This is a genomic window from Bacillus sp. 3255, assembly GCF_031456485.1.
Classification (GTDB): Bacteria; Bacillota; Bacilli; order Paenibacillales; family NBRC-103111; genus Paenibacillus_E.
Genome location: NZ_JAVDUS010000001.1, coordinates 445666 through 462184 on the forward strand (window position 1 = coordinate 445666; position 16519 = coordinate 462184).

The window sequence follows — 16519 nt, forward strand, 5'->3', positions numbered from 1 at the left end:
ACGATGGAACCAAGTTTCGCATCATTAGGCACTAATGCCTCTGGCCTTCAAGACCAGCTTCTTGATACATTCGATAACCCTCATCTGTTCGTCCTCCGTCATATTGGATCCGGAAGGCAGGCATAGTCCGCTTGCAAATAACTGTTCGGAGATATTCTCGTTATCGCTATGAGGATAATAGGCAATTCCTTGGAACAGAGGCTGCAGATGAAGCGGTTTCCAAACGGGACGAGCTTCGATATTTTCTTCCGCCAAAGCCTCCAGCAGCTCCACGACCGATACACCGGCCTCCTGTTCATCCAGGGTTAGAGCCGTAAGCCAGCGGTTCGAGCGTGTTTCCTTCAGCTCCGGCATCATTCGGATGCCCGGAATTTGTGACAATTCTTGCTCGTATCGTGCCTGAATCGCTCTTCTGGCGCTAACCCGCTCATTCAGCACCTCCAGCTGGGCTCTTCCGATGCCGGCCAGCACATTGCTCATGCGATAGTTGTAGCCCGTCTGGCTATGCTGGTAATGCAAAGCATAGTCGCGTGCCTGCGTAGCCAGGAAGCGCGCTTTATTCAAGCCCTCGACATCATTGGACACGAGCATCCCTCCGCCCGACGTCGAAATGATTTTATTGCCATTGAAAGAGTAAATGCCGTACTTGCCGAAGGAACCGCTCGCTTTCCCTTTGTATGTAGAGCCTAATGACTCTGCCGCATCCTCAATGACAGGGATGTTGAATGCGTTGCACAGTGTCATGATCTCGTCCATTTTGGCGCTCTGGCCATATAGATGAACGACGATAACCGCTTTCGGCAGCTTCCCTTCGCGCGCCGCTTCGTACAATGCACGCTCCAGCGCTTGAGGCGACATGTTCCAAGTATCGGGCTCCGAATCGATAAATACCGGCTTGGCTCCCTGATACACAATCGGGTTAGCGCTCGCCACGAAGGTGAGACTCGAGCAGAAGACGGTATCCCCGGCTTTCACCTCCAGCAGCTGCAGCGCCAAATGGATAGCCGCCGTCCCCGAACTGACCGCAGCCGCGTCGTTCAATCCGACATAGGCGGCGAGCTCTTTCTCGAATGCATCGACATGCGGACCTAACGGAGCTATCCAATTCGTATCGAATGCATTCTGAATATAGGCAAGTTCATTCCCGCTCATGTGCGGAGGGGATAGATATATTCTTTTGTTCGCGTTGAACATGCTTGTCGCCACTTCCTTCTTGGTTATTTATGCACAAAAAAAGCGCCGATGCGCCGTTAAGCAAATTTCTGTTTGGCAATAATTCTTGCAGGTGTTCCCACAGCGGTTGCATAGGGCGGAATATCGCTGATCACTGCGGCACCCGCTCCGATCATAGCCCATTCACCGATGCGCTTCCCTGGAATGACCGTTACTCCCGCTCCGACCATAGTCCCCTCGTTCACGGTGACAGCACCGGTTAATGTCGCTCTCGGAGCAACATGAACATAATTTCCAATGCGATTATCGTGCTCAACGATAGCGCCTGAATTAATAATCACATGGTCGCCGATGTATGTATCGGCGCTAACAATCGTATTCGCCATGATCACCGTTCCAACACCGATCGAAGCGCTTGGACTTATGATCGCAGTAGGGTGAACTAACGAACCATAGGACTCAGCAGGGAGGCCGAGCTTCTTCACGATGGACTTGCGAATCTCGTTATTTCCGATCGCGATCACGAATTTCAAGTCCGAGAATCGGCTTAATAGATGATGCGCGGAAGATGCCGGACCTTTGTGAATGCCTTCGCGAAGCATTAGCTCTTCATACTTGTCGTCCAATATAGCCGTAACTTTCATGTCATTCCTGGCATGAATCAAATCTCTGACGACTTTGCTATGGCCGCCTTCACCGATAATGACCAGATTCAACCTGCATCACAACTTTCAAGAGAGATTGGAGCCCGAAAACTTCTCCATTGTCACGTGGTTACTATGACTAATGCCATCCGACTTGATAACCTTGATAAAAGTTAACAGCAAAATTTTTAAATCCAACAGCATGCTCTGATTTTCCACGTACCAAACATCCAGCCTGAATTTCTCTTCCCAGGAAATGGCATTTCGGCCGTTCACTTGTGCCCAGCCTGTAATGCCAGGCCGTACTTGGTGGCGTTTGGCTTGCTCCTCGGTGTAGAGCGGCAAATAATCCATCAGCAGCGGTCTTGGGCCTACCAAGCTCAAATCGCCTTTGATGACGTTGACCAACTGCAGCAATTCATCCAGACTGTATTTCCGGAGAAGTTCCCCGAAAGGCGTCAACCGGATGGAGTCCGGCAGCAAATTCCCTTCGCTGTCCCTCTCATCGGTCATAGACCGGAATTTATAAATATGTATAGGCTTCGCGTTCAGCCCGGGTCTTTGCTGTCTGAATACAATAGGCGAGCCCAGCTTGAATCTGACCAGTACAGCAACAATCCCGATCACGGGAGATAAAAGCAGCAATAGCGTTATCGACACCAGCAAATCGAAAAGTCGTTTCATTCGCAATCATACTCCTGCAATCTTAATCTATCATTTCACTAGCACAGTTAAAATTTGTTGCTTGATCTCTTCAATTAATTCTTTGACTTCCATGCTTTCTTTCTCCTGGCCAATTTTGTAAGCTTTCAATAGGATCTCTTTCATCTGCTCTTGGGTAAGACCCGATATATCCATATCCGCTACCTCGTATTAGGTATTTTCCTTTAATTTGCGTGTACGATTGGTGCCGCTTCTTGGTATCCGTGCGGGTTTCTCGATTGCCAATGCCAAGCGTCCCGGCACATCTCTTCAATGCCCAACTCCGCGACCCATCCCAGCTCCCGCTGCGCTTTCGTGGCATCGGCGTAACAAACCCCGATATCGCCGACTCTTCGTTCGGTCACTCTGTAGGGGATGCGTTTCCCTGTTACGCCTTCGAATGCAGCGACCATTTCCATCACACTGTATCCGCGTCCTGTTCCCAGGTTGTAAGCTTCCACTCCCGTAGCAGCCATCACCTTCTCCAATGCCTTCAAATGACCGCGTGCCAGATCGACGACGTGAATATAGTCCCTCACGCCCGTACCATCGGGCGTTGCATAATCATTGCCGTAGATTTGCACTTCTTTCAATCTGCCCACGGCCACCTGTGTAATATAGGGCACAAGATTATTCGGCACACCGTTCGGGTCTTCGCCTAATCTGCCGCTGCTATGGGCTCCAATCGGGTTGAAATAGCGCAGAAGCGCAATGCTCCATGATGGATCGGACACGTGCAGGTCCTGCATGATTTCTTCGATGATTTGTTTCGTTCGTCCATAGGCGTTGGTTGCGCCTAACGGCGTATTCTCCGTAATCGGCACTCGTTCGGACAAGCCGTACACGGTAGCCGAGGAACTGAATACGATTCGATGGACTCCGTATTGCTGCATGAGCTCACAGAGGATCAGCGTCCCCGTAATATTCGTATGGTAGTAACGAAGCGGCAAACGCACAGATTCGCCTACGGCTTTGAGCCCAGCAAAATGAATAACCGCTTCAATGCTGTGCTGCCTGAACACGTTCTCCAGATCAGTCCGATTCAGTAAATCCATCTGATAGAACTGAAAATCTTTGCCGGTTAACTCCTTAACCCGCCGTAACGACTCCGCACTGCTGTTGCACAGATTGTCCACAACGACAATTTCATATCCCGCATTTAACAATTCTACGCAGGTGTGGCTGCCGATATAACCGGCTCCGCCTGTTATGAGGATGGGCATCCTTCGAACCTCCCAAATGGTTAATCAAAATTTCAAATAATCACTTCTATAGAAGAGGTGCAGTGTCACTACATTCTCAAAGTAGAAATAAATCAAATAAAAACCCAGGATGGCGTAATACATGAACTTCTGTTCTCTTCGGACGAACAGGCTGATAACCCAGGACATCAAGAGGACATTATACAAGCCAAAATAAATCGTAAACCTTGCGAATATCCAGTTCTGTGTGGCAATGGCCATCACGACGAAATTCAGCAGTGACATATTGACGACGTAGTCACCAAAGGGGAATAACTCCCTCAGCTTGTTTCTGCCCAGATAAGCAAAGATAAGCGGAACAGCCCCAATGGCCACCCTAATGAGGCTGGCGCCACCTTCTTGGAAATTCTGATACTCGCTATAATGCGTATCCGCAATAGCCGTGAAGAAGGCATCCGATAATACGCTATAGCCCATGATCAGAATTACGGCCATAGCTAAGAGGACGATCGTGGATGATGTCCAAGCCTTCCTTCTAACGATGAAGTAGACAGGGATAAGAATTAAGGCACTGCCATGAAATAACGAAGCAAAGGCAACGATCAGAAAATACTTCTTCCAATTTCCTTCGAATAAATACTTGGTAGCCGCGAATACGATGGCTGAAGCAAGGAATTGTCTGACACCGTTCATGGATACGATGTAAAGACCCGATGTGATGTATACGTAAACGCTGAGTTCGAACAATCTCGAATATTTATAAAACACATAGATGATAAGCACATTGGTCACTAAAGCGGTTATAAATATTAGTAACTGAGGATTATCCGTATATGATTTCAATATCATCTGCAGGATGCCGAAACCGATATCTTTCTCGGCTTTCACGGCTTCCCACGTAAAATCCGTGATTCTGTAAGAATGAATGTAGAAGACAGTATCGCCGATATTGTTACGCAGCCCCGCTACCAAGGCGAACGTTGCCATCACAATGACCGTCAGCCATTTGTTAGGCTTAACCATCGGAGGTCCGGAGCCGATTGCCACAGGTTTAGCCAAATATCTTGAAAATAGGGAAGCGACATAGACGACAACCAAATTAGCCCACAAGATGGCCATAAGTGATTTCCTTTCGTTGCTTACGAGATTCTTGTTTTCCGAATAACATACCAGTAGAGCAGGAAACCGAATGGAATGGCGAGGAAGGTGAGCAGCTTCGCCGGCGTTTCCTCCATAAATCTGCGATTGCCGGAAGTCATGCTGGAGGATACATAATGGATCGATTGTCTGAATTTGAACAGCGAGCCGGCAAACGGCAGCTTCATCAGCTCCTTGCGATAAAAAGCAAAGCCCTTTGGGTTCCTGCGGTACTGCTTCAGCATGTTCATGGAGGAACCGTCCGGCAAATATTCGACGCAGCACAGCACTTCATTCATCAGGAGCATTTCGTATTGTTGATCCAGCATGTAGTACTTGTAGGCCAAGCCTACATACTTCTCATTCTCGAAAATCGGATACGGATAGTTCCGGGTTAACTCCGTTCGATAGACAAGCTTTTTATCTCCCGTAACACGATGCTTGTTATACAGTTGAAATAGAGTTGACGTCTTCAAATCTTCAGGCAGCCTTGTGCCGATAATGCGCCCATCGGTATAAGAATCCAGCCCAATGATGCCGCTGACTCGTTCATTCCCGTGTTTCTCCCAGAATGCGTTGATCTGTTCTACGGCACGATCCGGCATGTAATCGTCTGAATCGATACATACATTCAATTCCGTATCGATAAGGCTGTAGGCCGTATTGTGGGCCCCATGCATACCTTGGTTGTCCTGCCGGTGATAACGTATTTCGATCTTGTTCTCGGCCATCCAGCCGGCCACCAATTCCTCTGTCCGATCCGTCGAGCCATCGTCAATAATTAACCAGATGAAATCCTTGGATGTTTGTCTCTTCAGACTTTCATAACATACATGAAGGCAATATGCTCTATTGTAAGTCGGAGTAAACACAGTAAGCTTCTTCATACGATCACCTCAATATGCCTAGATAGAACCCCTCTGTCCAGCCAGCTGTATTCTTAATGTCATAACCTTTGTTGGATAAAGACATCTGCGGAATCTGTCTAGGTGAATTCTTCGTCATAACAGCCTTCATTCGGTCGACCCATAACGACTTATCGCTCAAAGGCAGCCGTTCGACCAAGTGAATGCCCATATCCACTTCTTGGGTAATCTCATCCGAGATGAGGCACGGCAGTCCGGCTCCCTGCGCTTCAATGAGCGTTACAGGCAGGCCTTCGTGCAGAGAAGGAAAGACGAACATATCGAAAGCTTGAAGCAGTCGTGTAATGTCGCTGCGTACACCCAAGAACCTCACTTGATGCTGGAGATCCATCATCATCACTTTCTTCTCCATCTCCGCGCGAAGCGGACCGTCCCCGGCCAAGACCAACACCGTGTTCTTCTTTTCTTGATTCAGCTTTGCGAAGAGTTCAATGAGGAAGGCATGATTTTTCTGATGAGCGAATCGCCCGACATGCCCTACAACATAATGATCTAGAGGAAGGCTCAGCTCCTGCCTTACTTGCTCTCTAACCTCTAGGGAGAACGCAAACTTCTCGCTCTCAATCCCGTTCTTGAGGATCACCGCTTGATTTCCTCGGTTGGCGAACAACCATTGGGCCGCTTTATGGGAACATGCCAAAAAGTGCGTCGCACAAGAACGAATGAATGTCCCCGCAACCCACTTATAAGCCTTGGCCGCCATACTGCCTTCACTGCTCGTATTATGACTATGCGCTATACGGATCGGAGCCCCCGCTTTCTTCGCGGAGCGCAAGACGAATCCGCTCATTTTATCCATATGCGCATGCACGACTTTGTAATGGGAATGAGCCGCGAAGAAATGATCAAGGGCTTGAATGTATTTCGCATGACCGACATCCGATACATACGGAATCCGATGAATCACTCCGCCCATCTCCGTAATCTCCGCATCGAAGACACCGGCTTTGCTGGTCAGGAAGTCGAACTGAACCTTGGTGCGGTCGATATTGCGGTATAAATTCATGAGGAGCGTCTCCGCCCCGCCGCGATTCATATTGACCACTACGTGCAAAATTCTTATTGGATTGCCCACATGACATCCGCCTTTTCATTCATAAATAAAGAATAGATCGTACGCTTCTCATCCAGTACTTGATGAATGGCATACCTTCTTTCGACGATTTCCCGTCCCTGCTTGCCCAGAATCTCCCGCAGCTCCTTGTCGCCGGCCAGTTGTTTGATCCTGGCGGCCATTGCCTCCTGGTCATTAGGCGCGATAAGCCAGCCGTTATGGTCATTGCGGACCAGCTCTCTGTGACCTCTATTGTCGCTAGCGATGATCGGGAGCGCGCAAGCCATTGCTTCCATAAGGTTCACCGGAAGGCCTTCCCGCATACTGGATGCAACCGCCACATCACACATTGGCAGGAGACGGTCGATATCGTCCCGATAGCCAAGGAAATCCACGCGATCCGCCACACCCATTTCTTTGGCGAGCGCTTGGCACTGTTCCTTGAGCGGCCCTTGACCGGCGAGCAATAGCTTGACGTTAGGAGCACTATCCTTCAATGACGCCATAGCATGAAGAATCATTTGCTGATTCTTGTTCGTATTGAATTCCGCTGCATAGAACAGGAGAACATCATCCCGCTTATAGCCCATCATCGTTTTCAGCGCATGTTTATGCTTTTCATTTGTAGGTTGAAATCTATGGGTATCTACGCCAACGCCATGCACATGCTCGATTCGCCCCGCCCGGAACCGGCGATTGATCGCCAGATCATAATCCTCCTGGTTGATCGTGATCAAACAGTCCGTCAATGAGGACATCATTTTCTCAAGCGGATAGTAGACCAACCAATTCAGGAGAGGAGCTCCTTTGCAAAAGTGGAAGCCATGCGCCGTGTACAGCACCCTCGTTCCCTGCTTGCGCGCTTCACGCGCAGCCAACCGCGCCAGGACCCCGCCCATTGGCGTATGACAGTGGACGATATCATACTGATTCTCCGTAATGATGGACTTTAATTGCTTATATGCAAGCAAGTTATTGCGATGGAAAGGCGATCTTTGGATCGGAATATTGAACTTCGCATCTACATAAGGAAGGTCCATATCCCCTTTGGCGGCAATATGGACCTCCCACCCCTGCTCTTTGAACCACTTCATGTAGGGCAAGTGAAACGCTTTGAAATGATAATCGACCGTGGCGCATAACAGCACTTTCTTAGACATCCGCATCCCCTACTTAATCAATTCTTTCTCCAGCACGGAGGAGAGATATTTCAGCAGCTCGAATCTGAGATCGTCCCGCTGCAGGGCGTAATCAATCGTCGTCTGGATAAACCCTAACTTCTCGCCTACATCAAACCGCTCTCCTTCAAATTCATAAGCGTAGACCGACTCGAGCAAGTTCAATTCCTCAATGGCATCCGTAAGCTGAATTTCCCCGCCGGCCCCCGGTTTCTGAATATTCAGGATATCGAAAATTCTCGGCGTCAAAATGTAACGGCCCATGATCGCCAGATTCGACGGTGCCTCTTCCTTCTTAGGTTTTTCAACTAAATGGTTGATGCTGTACAAGCCCTTCTCAATCGTATGACCGTCCACGATTCCGTATCTGGACACATCGCTGTCAGCGACATGCTTCACGCCAATGATGGAGGAATGACGGTAATCGTATTGGTCCATCATCTGCTTCAGACAAGGCTTATTCGCCCGAACGATATCATCGCCGAGCAGCACGGCGAAAGGCTCTTCGCCAATAAACTTGCGCGCACACCAGATGGCATGTCCCAGACCTCTTGGCTCTTTCTGCCGAATGTAATGAATATCGACTTTGGAGGATTTCTGTACTTCCGTTAGCAGATCGAATTTCTGCTTTTCGAATAAATTTTGCTCCAGCTCAAACGAATTATCGAAATGATCCTCGATCGCCCGTTTCCCTTTGCCCGTCACGATAATGATGTCCTCAATCCCTGACTCTACAGCTTCTTCCACGATATATTGAATCGTCGGTTTATCGACAATTGGCAGCATCTCTTTGGGCATGGCCTTCGTTGCGGGAAGGAATCTAGTGCCCAGACCAGCGGCTGGAATGATGGCTTTTCTTACTTTCATGTACTTACAGCCCCTTCTTATACGATTGAGATTAGTTTCTTCGGCATTGGAATGACTTTGCTGTTAGCTAAGTTCAAGATTTGCGTTCTTAAGCTCTCTTTATCGAGCGTGCTGTATGTAGATATCATTTCTTTAATTTCTTCCATATAAAGTTCCGCTGTTCTGCCAATATAGATCTTCGGATATACTTGTTTCTCTTCAATTTCGTCGGCTTTAAGTAATTCTTCGTACAGCTTCTCCCCAGGACGCATTCCGGTAAATTCTATACCGATTTCCTCTAGCGAATTTCCTGAAAGTTTAATGAGATTTTTGGCTAGATCAACGATCTTCACCGGCTCACCCATATCCAGAACGAAGATCTCCCCGCCTCTCGCCAGAGCACCTGCTTGAATGACTAGTCTGGAAGCTTCCGGAATCGTCATAAAGTAGCGGATCATATCCGGATGTGTGACCGATACCGGACCGCCCTTCACAATTTGCTGCTTGAAGCGAGGGATGACGCTGCCGCGACTTCCCAAAACATTGCCGAAACGGACAGCAACGAACTTCGTGCTGCTATTGCGATCCATGTCCTGGATGATCATTTCAGCCATCCTTTTGGTTGCGCCCATCACACTGGTCGGATTAACCGCTTTATCCGTCGAGATCATGACGAAAGTACCGACCTCATATTGACTCGCCGCGATTGCGACATTCATCGTACCGATTACATTGTTCTTAAAGGCTTCCTCCGGATTGCGCTCCATCAACGGCACGTGCTTATGAGCGGCCGCGTGGTAAACGACATTAGGGCGATACTTGTTCATGATCGACATCATTTTCTTAACATCTTGGATATCCGCGATTTCCGTTATGATTTCAATGGAGGTCGTCATTCCGCAGGTATCCCTCAATTCCATCTCAATGGAATAAATGCTGTTCTCCCCGTGTCCCAGCAGAATCAGCTGCTGAGGAGTAAACTTCGCAATCTGGCGGCATATTTCTGAGCCGATTGACCCGCCTGCGCCGGTTACCAAGACAACTTTACCCGTGACATATTCGGAAATGCTCTCAATATCCAGATCGATCGGATCTCTGCCTAACAGATCTTCAACCTGCACGTCCATAAATTGGTTCACCGACAGTTTCCCCGAAATGAGATCTTCCAGCATGGGAAGCGTCTGGGTCTTCGCACTGGTCTTCGAGCACTCCTGGAAAATGTGGTTCAGGTCCCTTTTGCTCAGGGAAGGAATCGCTATGATAATGTTGGCAATATTGAGCTCCTTCACAGCTTTCTCAATATACGAAACCCCGCCGATGACCGGGATGCCAAGGATATCCAAGTTATGTATATTGGCATTGTCATCGATGAATCCAACCGGGACTAGCTCTGCGTCGTTATTCTTCATCAATTGTCTGGCCACCATCGTTCCCGCCGAACCTGCACCGATAATCAGCGTTCTTTTCTTGACCGCAGACTTATTATGGTATGAATTCCTAAGGAGCCTCCAGCAGAAACGGGAACCTCCAATTAACAGCGTATGCAGCATCCATGTCACAGCAAGTAAGCGGAAGTAGACGTCTTGGACAATAAATTGTTGCACACACGCTACGGTAATGATCGAGAACGTAATCGCTTTGACAATGAATAATAACTCCCCGATGCTGGCATGCTCCCAGGCTTTCTTATACAGCTTATACACGAAAGAGAACGCATGATGACTAAGGAGTAAGGTAATTGAGCTAACGACCAGGGGCAGTGTTATGACGTTGAGATTTGCGCTCAGTAAAAAGTGGCTGAAATAAATTGAAGTTAATACAATAAAGGAGTCTATGAAGATTAATAACGATAATCGTTGCCGGTACGACAAATAAATACACCCTCTCTACTTAAAGTTCTTAAGTATAGGGCCTTTGTGATAAAGACCATATAATTAAATCCTTTAACTTTGGTTTGGGGCATCTAACCCCACCTCGCACCACACTTTCGACGACTCGCGTCTAAGGTCGATCAACCCACAGCATGGCCGAGTGCCTCCGTTGATAACGGTTAGGAGGCATCACCGGTGTGATGTTATAAAATTCAAATAATTAACACCACCGGATATCTGAGCTCTCTTTTGTTGTTCATTATAAAGAACAATTCGATAGCAAAAACCCTTATTATTTACCCTTTTATCTCATTTTAGTTCTTTATTAAGAACGAGTCAATAGCATTTTTTGTTGCGTCTTTGCATATCAGCTTTAAAACAAATAATTGGTATTTCCAATATAACCACTCGAACCTTCCATGGATATTACTTTTCCAGGAACTCCAACAACGACAGCATTATCAGGAACGTCCTTTGTAACCACACAATTGGCACCGATAGCAACGTTGTTACCAATTTTCACAGCTCCGACTATTTTGGCACCGGGACCAATATATACATTGTCGCCAATCACGGCTACACCGCGATTTTTACCTCGGTTGGCCATTCCAATGGTAACTCCCTGGCTCATGTTGCAATTCTTCCCTATCTTCGCTAAGCTGTTTACCGTAATTCCGCCAAAATGACCAATATAGAATCCTGTGCCAATCTTTGTTTTTGGGGAAATATCAATACCAAATTTATACTTATAGCGTTGTAGATTTGCCATTGCAATAACGTATAAAGGAGACCAAAGGCGATTTTTATGTTTCAAATACCAGCATAAACGCAACCAAAATGTATATCTAAAGCCTGGTGATATGTATTGTCGGAGAATTAGCTTTTTAAAATCAACCGTTTGTGACTCCTCATAGCGAAATAGATCCGAGTACCAGTACTTCTTTAATTCTTTCATGCTCAAGATTATCACTACCTCACATAATATTGATGTTATAAAATCGTTTAACAAGCCTCTAACTGTATAGTAGTTCTTTATAAAGTCCAAGTCAATCGAAAATGTTCCTTATAAAGAACAATTTTGTGTATTTTTTTAAAATTTGTGCGTATCCCCCTGTATACGTACCCAAATTATTCTAGTTAATTACTCATACTATATTATAAAAGTAGAAAGAGGTGGTTTGTCATGATAAAAGCTAATCTTGAAGACCTTGATAACATTGATCTTTCCACCGTTCCTTCAAACAATGATGTTCTTACTTACAATAGCAGTAACGCAACCTGGATTCCTAAAGCCCCTTCCATTAGTACACCGGATTCTAATCCGTATCTCATTGAATTAAATAAATGGCTGATTAAAAACGACGGCACGGATTCCGCCAATACAACCAAAGGCATTAATGACGCTTTAAATTGGGCAAATTCACAGGGAATAAACCATTGCATTTTACCAAGCGGCACCTACGGTTTAAAGATCAACAGCACCTCCTTCTCTTGTATCGTCATACCAAGTGAAATGCACTTCGAAATGGCGAATGGTTGTATCCTACAATTAGAGTCAAATTCCTCCCCTTGGTATAAAATATTTGATTTAACCGGCGTTACAAATGCAAAAATATCCGGCGGAACCATCATTGGTGATAAGAAATCACATATTTATCAAATCGGTGTAAAGTTCGTAAGAGGCGGAGTCAACGCTGATGGATCGCTGAATAATAACCCTAACTTTATTCGCAGTGAAGTTATAGACCGGTATCAGAATCCTGGGCTATTAAAGACCTTCAGACTATGGAGTATCAATGGGGTAACGACAACAGGCTATAGCTTTTATCAATATAAAGATACTGTTTCGAGTAGCACGTTAGCCGGTTTTAGAACAAATGGACAGTTTGCTCCTGCTGCACCGACAGGGCGAGGCTGGTTCGCAGATATTCAGAACGCCAACAAGATGGTATTTGTTATTGATATTACTTCCTCTCCACTAACTGATGCTCAAATCGCTCAAATCAATGCTAAAGTCGATGCTCAAAATTACACCCATGAATGGGGGTACGGAATTGGACTGGCAGGCTCCAATCATGTTGAAATTAACGATGTCGATATCAGTAATTGCACGGGTGATGCGATCTTTACATCCTGGTTAGAGTATCATACCAACTCTGCTGATTATACGCAGGAACAGATGGGATCTTATATTTATATTCATAACTGCAATCTGCATCACTGTAGAAGGCAAGGAATTTCCGTCGCCGGTTCGACCGATGTAACCATAGTGAACAATAAAATCCATCACATAGGCAAAGCGGATGATGGAGTAACGGAAGACGGGACTGCCCCCATGTTTGGCATAGACGTGGAGTCCATGTGGACAGAGACGAATATCCCTACGTGGCGGCCTGAACTTAATCAAACGGGATTAGAGCTTAATACGAGGATCTACATTAAAGACAATTACATCTACACCAATAGCCGCGGACACTTCGTAAATGCTGATGGCATTAATATTGTTTTGGAAAACAACACCTTCGAGGGCTACAATGTCGGTGGAATTAGCTCCTATCCAAATAACATGTACGTTAGATACCTGAACAATGTCTTGATTGGATGCGAGCTCGTCGTCAAAGGAGATAATTATGTAAACGGAACCGTATGTTATAACGGTAATGTGAAAATCGCCGATATCATGGGAGCTGTGATCACGAACTGTCAAATCAAGAATGGTTTGTTTTACGGTTCGAGTGTATATGGTTATTTCGGCACTCCTAGCGTTGATATCTCTACAGGTACGTTCACTTATAGCTCGCCTCACGGCATGGGAAATGGCGCCAAGATTTCATTTGAACAATGGGTCGGCAAGGTTCCGACCGGCGTCAGTGTTGACAAGTTGTATTATACCGTAAATATTAAACCCAACAGTTTTCAGGTATCTGAAACTTTAAATGGCGCTCCAGTCAAGCTTACAGATGCTGGCGTACCCGGTTTCAACATAAGCCGATTTAACTACGGCAGATGTTATATTTCAGATATTACGGTAGAACGAGATTGGAGAACAGACAATACGTTAGCCCCCAACTTCCAACTGCTTCTAACGGGCGGAGTAATTCGAAATATCACGGTTAAGAACTATGACCTCGATATCCGTCCGCCAGCCAATTACGTGGGTAGGCCAATCACCGTAGACGGTGTAACCCTTATTGAAGGTGGAGCGAACTTTGAAGGGTGTCATTTAAGTAACAGTTCCTTTAACCGGGCTAAGACGGGAATTATTGGAGGAGATCTTGCTCTTGGTTCAAACGATGCACGGTATACAAGGAAGATTATCGCCGATAACTGTTTCTTCCAAAACATGGCGGTTAACTTCAATGGAAACGTTACAAATAATCGCAGCACCTTCATAAACTCAAGTATTGGTAAGGCGGATAGCACCTACATCTCTGTCATTACGAACAGCTATATGGAAGACGTAAAGATTAACCTGCACTGGCTAACAAGGGAGAAATCCATGACTATCGCAAAATGTATTTTCAAAAATGTTACAACCGACGTAAACGCTAACACTCGAATGATTGATAACATAACGATATAGCTGAATGAGTAAAAAGGAAGGCAGGGATTCATCGATTCCCTCCTTCCTTTTTTTAATTAAATGCTAATTATTTGCATTAATATCATTTGCTTTTAATTCATACTTCACCATGTTCAGTGTATTATTGCTAATATTAAAAGCAGGTGCACCGATTCCGGAGTAGATCGTAGAGATGCCTATCGCTTGTGTGTTGGAGGTGATCGTATTACCTTTTATCGTTGCCGACAAAATATCATACGGTTTATCTCTTTGCCAATAATCGTTCATTTTAATAATTTCCGTCTTGTCTGAAGTAATACCTTCTGCGACAATCACATTATTTTCAATGTTTACCTTATTGGCCGAGTCTACGGAGATAGCTGCGGAATTTCCGGTTGTGCGGAATGTTGAGTTAGAAACCATAAGATCCAAAGCCGTATTCCCGGCTTGAATGCCACCGTACCCCGTAAAAGAACATTTATTAAATACATATTTGCCGGTTTGCCCGACACGTGGGACTGCTTTGCCACCGTCATTCGGCCCACTGAATACGCAATTATTATACGTTCCTGGGGGCAAGTCAAGTCCATAGGTAGAATTATAATCGTTAACAATCAAGTTATCGAAAATGTTCCCCTCCACTTGACCTCCTGAAACAGATCGTAAAGACGGCGCCCCATTAATTGTTATGTTAGTCAAATGAACGGGGTTCTTCCATATGGACAGTCCAGCATTTGCAGTTCTTTGGGTAATATTGATCACGACATCGGATGCTGTTACACCAAAAGGCACAGAACTGCTTATCGAAAAATTCGTATTTGTAACCTTCATACCCTTAATACTGATATTGGGCCCTTGGAAATTTGTGAGTGAACCGTTCATTTCATTCTCAATAAATGTTACATCATGAGCTGCGTAGATACTCGTTCCTTCGAAAACATTATTTTTAATCGTTGCCCCATGGAATGGATCTGACACCGCCAGTCCTATTGCCCCGACTGAAGCCAGTTGATTGCCTTCAAGCGTTCCGGTGTATCCATCATAGAAGATAACATCGTATCGGGTATTATTATAAAAATTACTATTTTTTATTGTGATGTTTTCATTGATGTACCCATTCTCTCCAGCGCCACCCTCAACATCAATCCCCGCCATTGGGGGAGTACCGCCTTTGCCGCCAATATCATGGAAACTGCTGTTTTGAACGACAACATTTTTACCGCCACCAATCGTCAATCCTTGTCTGCGATTAAAAGCAGATTCAGAATTTTGAACGACAACATCGGTGGATTGTATTCTGTTCCATATCTCCAAATATTGGCCCTTTTGAATGCTGCCCTTAAAAGCTAGCCGAATGGAATCGCTACCTATAGGAATCGGGATATACTCACCTTGCGTTTGTTGTTTGGCCTTTGAAAGAAAGGAGCCATCTGCCTTGTAGAAATAAATATCAAAATTATTGGATAGCCGCTGCGCGTTATCTATGACAACAGCCTTGGTTAAATCATAAGATGGATGCGTAAGTTTCCAGCTCGTCTTGGTTCTAACTTTCGTCGAATCAGGGACCAACTTCCCGGAATCATCTATAGCTCCGGACTCAAAATCTTTCTCGTATAAGTCCTGCATAGTCCCGGTTCCACCACTGATACAAATGCCGTCTCCCGTGAAATTGAGAGTTTTTACTCCATCAATGATTACATTGGAAGCGCCCTTGGTAAGAATACCATACCCACTCTCATGAGTGCCTCCACTTGAATAATTATGTGTGTCTCGATCGCCGCGGTATGTGCCGCCTTTGATTGTGATATTCTTAACTCCAACATCAATGAACAACGTTGAATAGCTTGCGAAGCCATTCGTTTCCTTTTGAATAACTGCCTTATCGTCAAGCCAGAATGTCATATCACTAACCATATTAATTCGACCGCGTGAATCCCATTGTCCATCGGTACCTTTCGCAATAAGATACGTACCTGCAGGCACTTTGAAAACATTGTATCCTTGGGCATGCGCCCATTGAAGAGCCTTGTTAAACCCATCTGTAGTCTCTGCTGCATGTGAATTATCCTTATAAATCTGCCACCTGTCTAATTCCAATTCATAAACGCGCTGCTCATTAGAAACAGAGAACGTGGTCAGTGCTTCAGAAGCACTAGGCCACGTTAGGAGCATGGATATGACTGCTACGAATAAAATGACCGTAAATCTGTACATGATTTAATAT

The 16519-nt window shown here is 45.7% G+C and carries 14 protein-coding genes; 1 reads left to right on the top strand and 13 read right to left on the bottom strand.

Annotated features, from left to right (window positions below; genetic code table 11):
• Positions 1–24 precede the first annotated feature (24 nt).
• The 12 genes from J2X61_RS01850 to J2X61_RS01905 form a co-directional block, all read right to left on the bottom strand.
• Complete coding sequence (locus tag J2X61_RS01850) at positions 25–1194, bottom strand: DegT/DnrJ/EryC1/StrS family aminotransferase (RefSeq protein ID WP_310185378.1); 1170 nt, start codon at positions 1192–1194, stop codon at positions 25–27.
• 56 nt (positions 1195–1250) lie between these two features.
• Positions 1251–1889: an acetyltransferase gene (locus J2X61_RS01855; protein WP_274466828.1), complete on the bottom strand. Its 639-nt coding sequence runs from the start codon at positions 1887–1889 to the stop codon at positions 1251–1253.
• Between the two features lie 15 nt (positions 1890–1904).
• Positions 1905–2501, bottom strand: coding sequence for a sugar transferase (locus J2X61_RS01860; RefSeq protein ID WP_310185383.1), 597 nt, complete (start codon positions 2499–2501; stop codon positions 1905–1907).
• A 30-nt stretch (positions 2502–2531) separates the two neighbouring features.
• A complete protein-coding gene (locus J2X61_RS01865) occupies positions 2532–2675 on the bottom strand; it encodes a YwzD family small protein (protein WP_274466830.1) in 144 nt (47 codons plus the stop codon).
• A gap of 29 nt (positions 2676–2704) precedes the next feature.
• On the bottom strand, positions 2705–3742 hold the full coding sequence (galE, locus tag J2X61_RS01870) for a UDP-glucose 4-epimerase GalE (protein ID WP_310185386.1): 1038 nt from the start codon (positions 3740–3742) through the stop codon (positions 2705–2707).
• A 24-nt stretch (positions 3743–3766) separates the two neighbouring features.
• On the bottom strand, positions 3767–4840 hold the full coding sequence (locus J2X61_RS01875) for an EpsG family protein (RefSeq protein WP_310185388.1): 1074 nt from the start codon (positions 4838–4840) through the stop codon (positions 3767–3769).
• Positions 4841–4860: 20 nt separating this feature from the next.
• Positions 4861–5745, bottom strand: coding sequence for a glycosyltransferase family 2 protein (locus J2X61_RS01880; RefSeq protein ID WP_310185392.1), 885 nt, complete (start codon positions 5743–5745; stop codon positions 4861–4863).
• 4 nt (positions 5746–5749) lie between these two features.
• Positions 5750–6859, bottom strand: coding sequence for a glycosyltransferase family 1 protein (locus J2X61_RS01885; protein ID WP_310185394.1), 1110 nt, complete (start codon positions 6857–6859; stop codon positions 5750–5752).
• Positions 6844–7998 carry a glycosyltransferase family 4 protein gene (locus J2X61_RS01890; protein WP_310185396.1) on the bottom strand — a complete coding sequence of 385 codons (1155 nt, stop codon included), beginning with the start codon at positions 7996–7998 and terminating at the stop codon, positions 6844–6846. The genes J2X61_RS01885 and J2X61_RS01890 overlap by 16 nt, the downstream gene beginning before the upstream one ends.
• A 9-nt stretch (positions 7999–8007) precedes the next feature.
• Positions 8008–8883: a UTP--glucose-1-phosphate uridylyltransferase GalU gene (gene galU, locus J2X61_RS01895; protein ID WP_310185398.1), complete on the bottom strand. Its 876-nt coding sequence runs from the start codon at positions 8881–8883 to the stop codon at positions 8008–8010.
• 17 nt (positions 8884–8900) lie between these two features.
• Positions 8901–10733, bottom strand: a complete 1833-nt coding sequence (locus J2X61_RS01900) for a polysaccharide biosynthesis protein (protein ID WP_310185400.1) — start codon at positions 10731–10733, stop codon at positions 8901–8903.
• 373 nt (positions 10734–11106) lie between these two features.
• A complete protein-coding gene (locus J2X61_RS01905; protein WP_310185678.1) occupies positions 11107–11688 on the bottom strand; it encodes a serine O-acetyltransferase in 582 nt (193 codons plus the stop codon).
• A 228-nt stretch (positions 11689–11916) separates the two neighbouring features.
• On the opposite strand from J2X61_RS01905, the gene J2X61_RS01910 reads away from it, so the two are divergent.
• A complete protein-coding gene (locus J2X61_RS01910; RefSeq protein WP_310185402.1) occupies positions 11917–14316 on the top strand; it encodes a right-handed parallel beta-helix repeat-containing protein in 2400 nt (799 codons plus the stop codon).
• A gap of 63 nt (positions 14317–14379) precedes the next feature.
• On the opposite strand, the gene J2X61_RS01915 is transcribed toward J2X61_RS01910, so the two are convergent.
• On the bottom strand, positions 14380–16509 hold the full coding sequence (locus tag J2X61_RS01915; RefSeq protein WP_310185406.1) for a right-handed parallel beta-helix repeat-containing protein: 2130 nt from the start codon (positions 16507–16509) through the stop codon (positions 14380–14382).
• Positions 16510–16519: the final 10 nt, after the last annotated feature.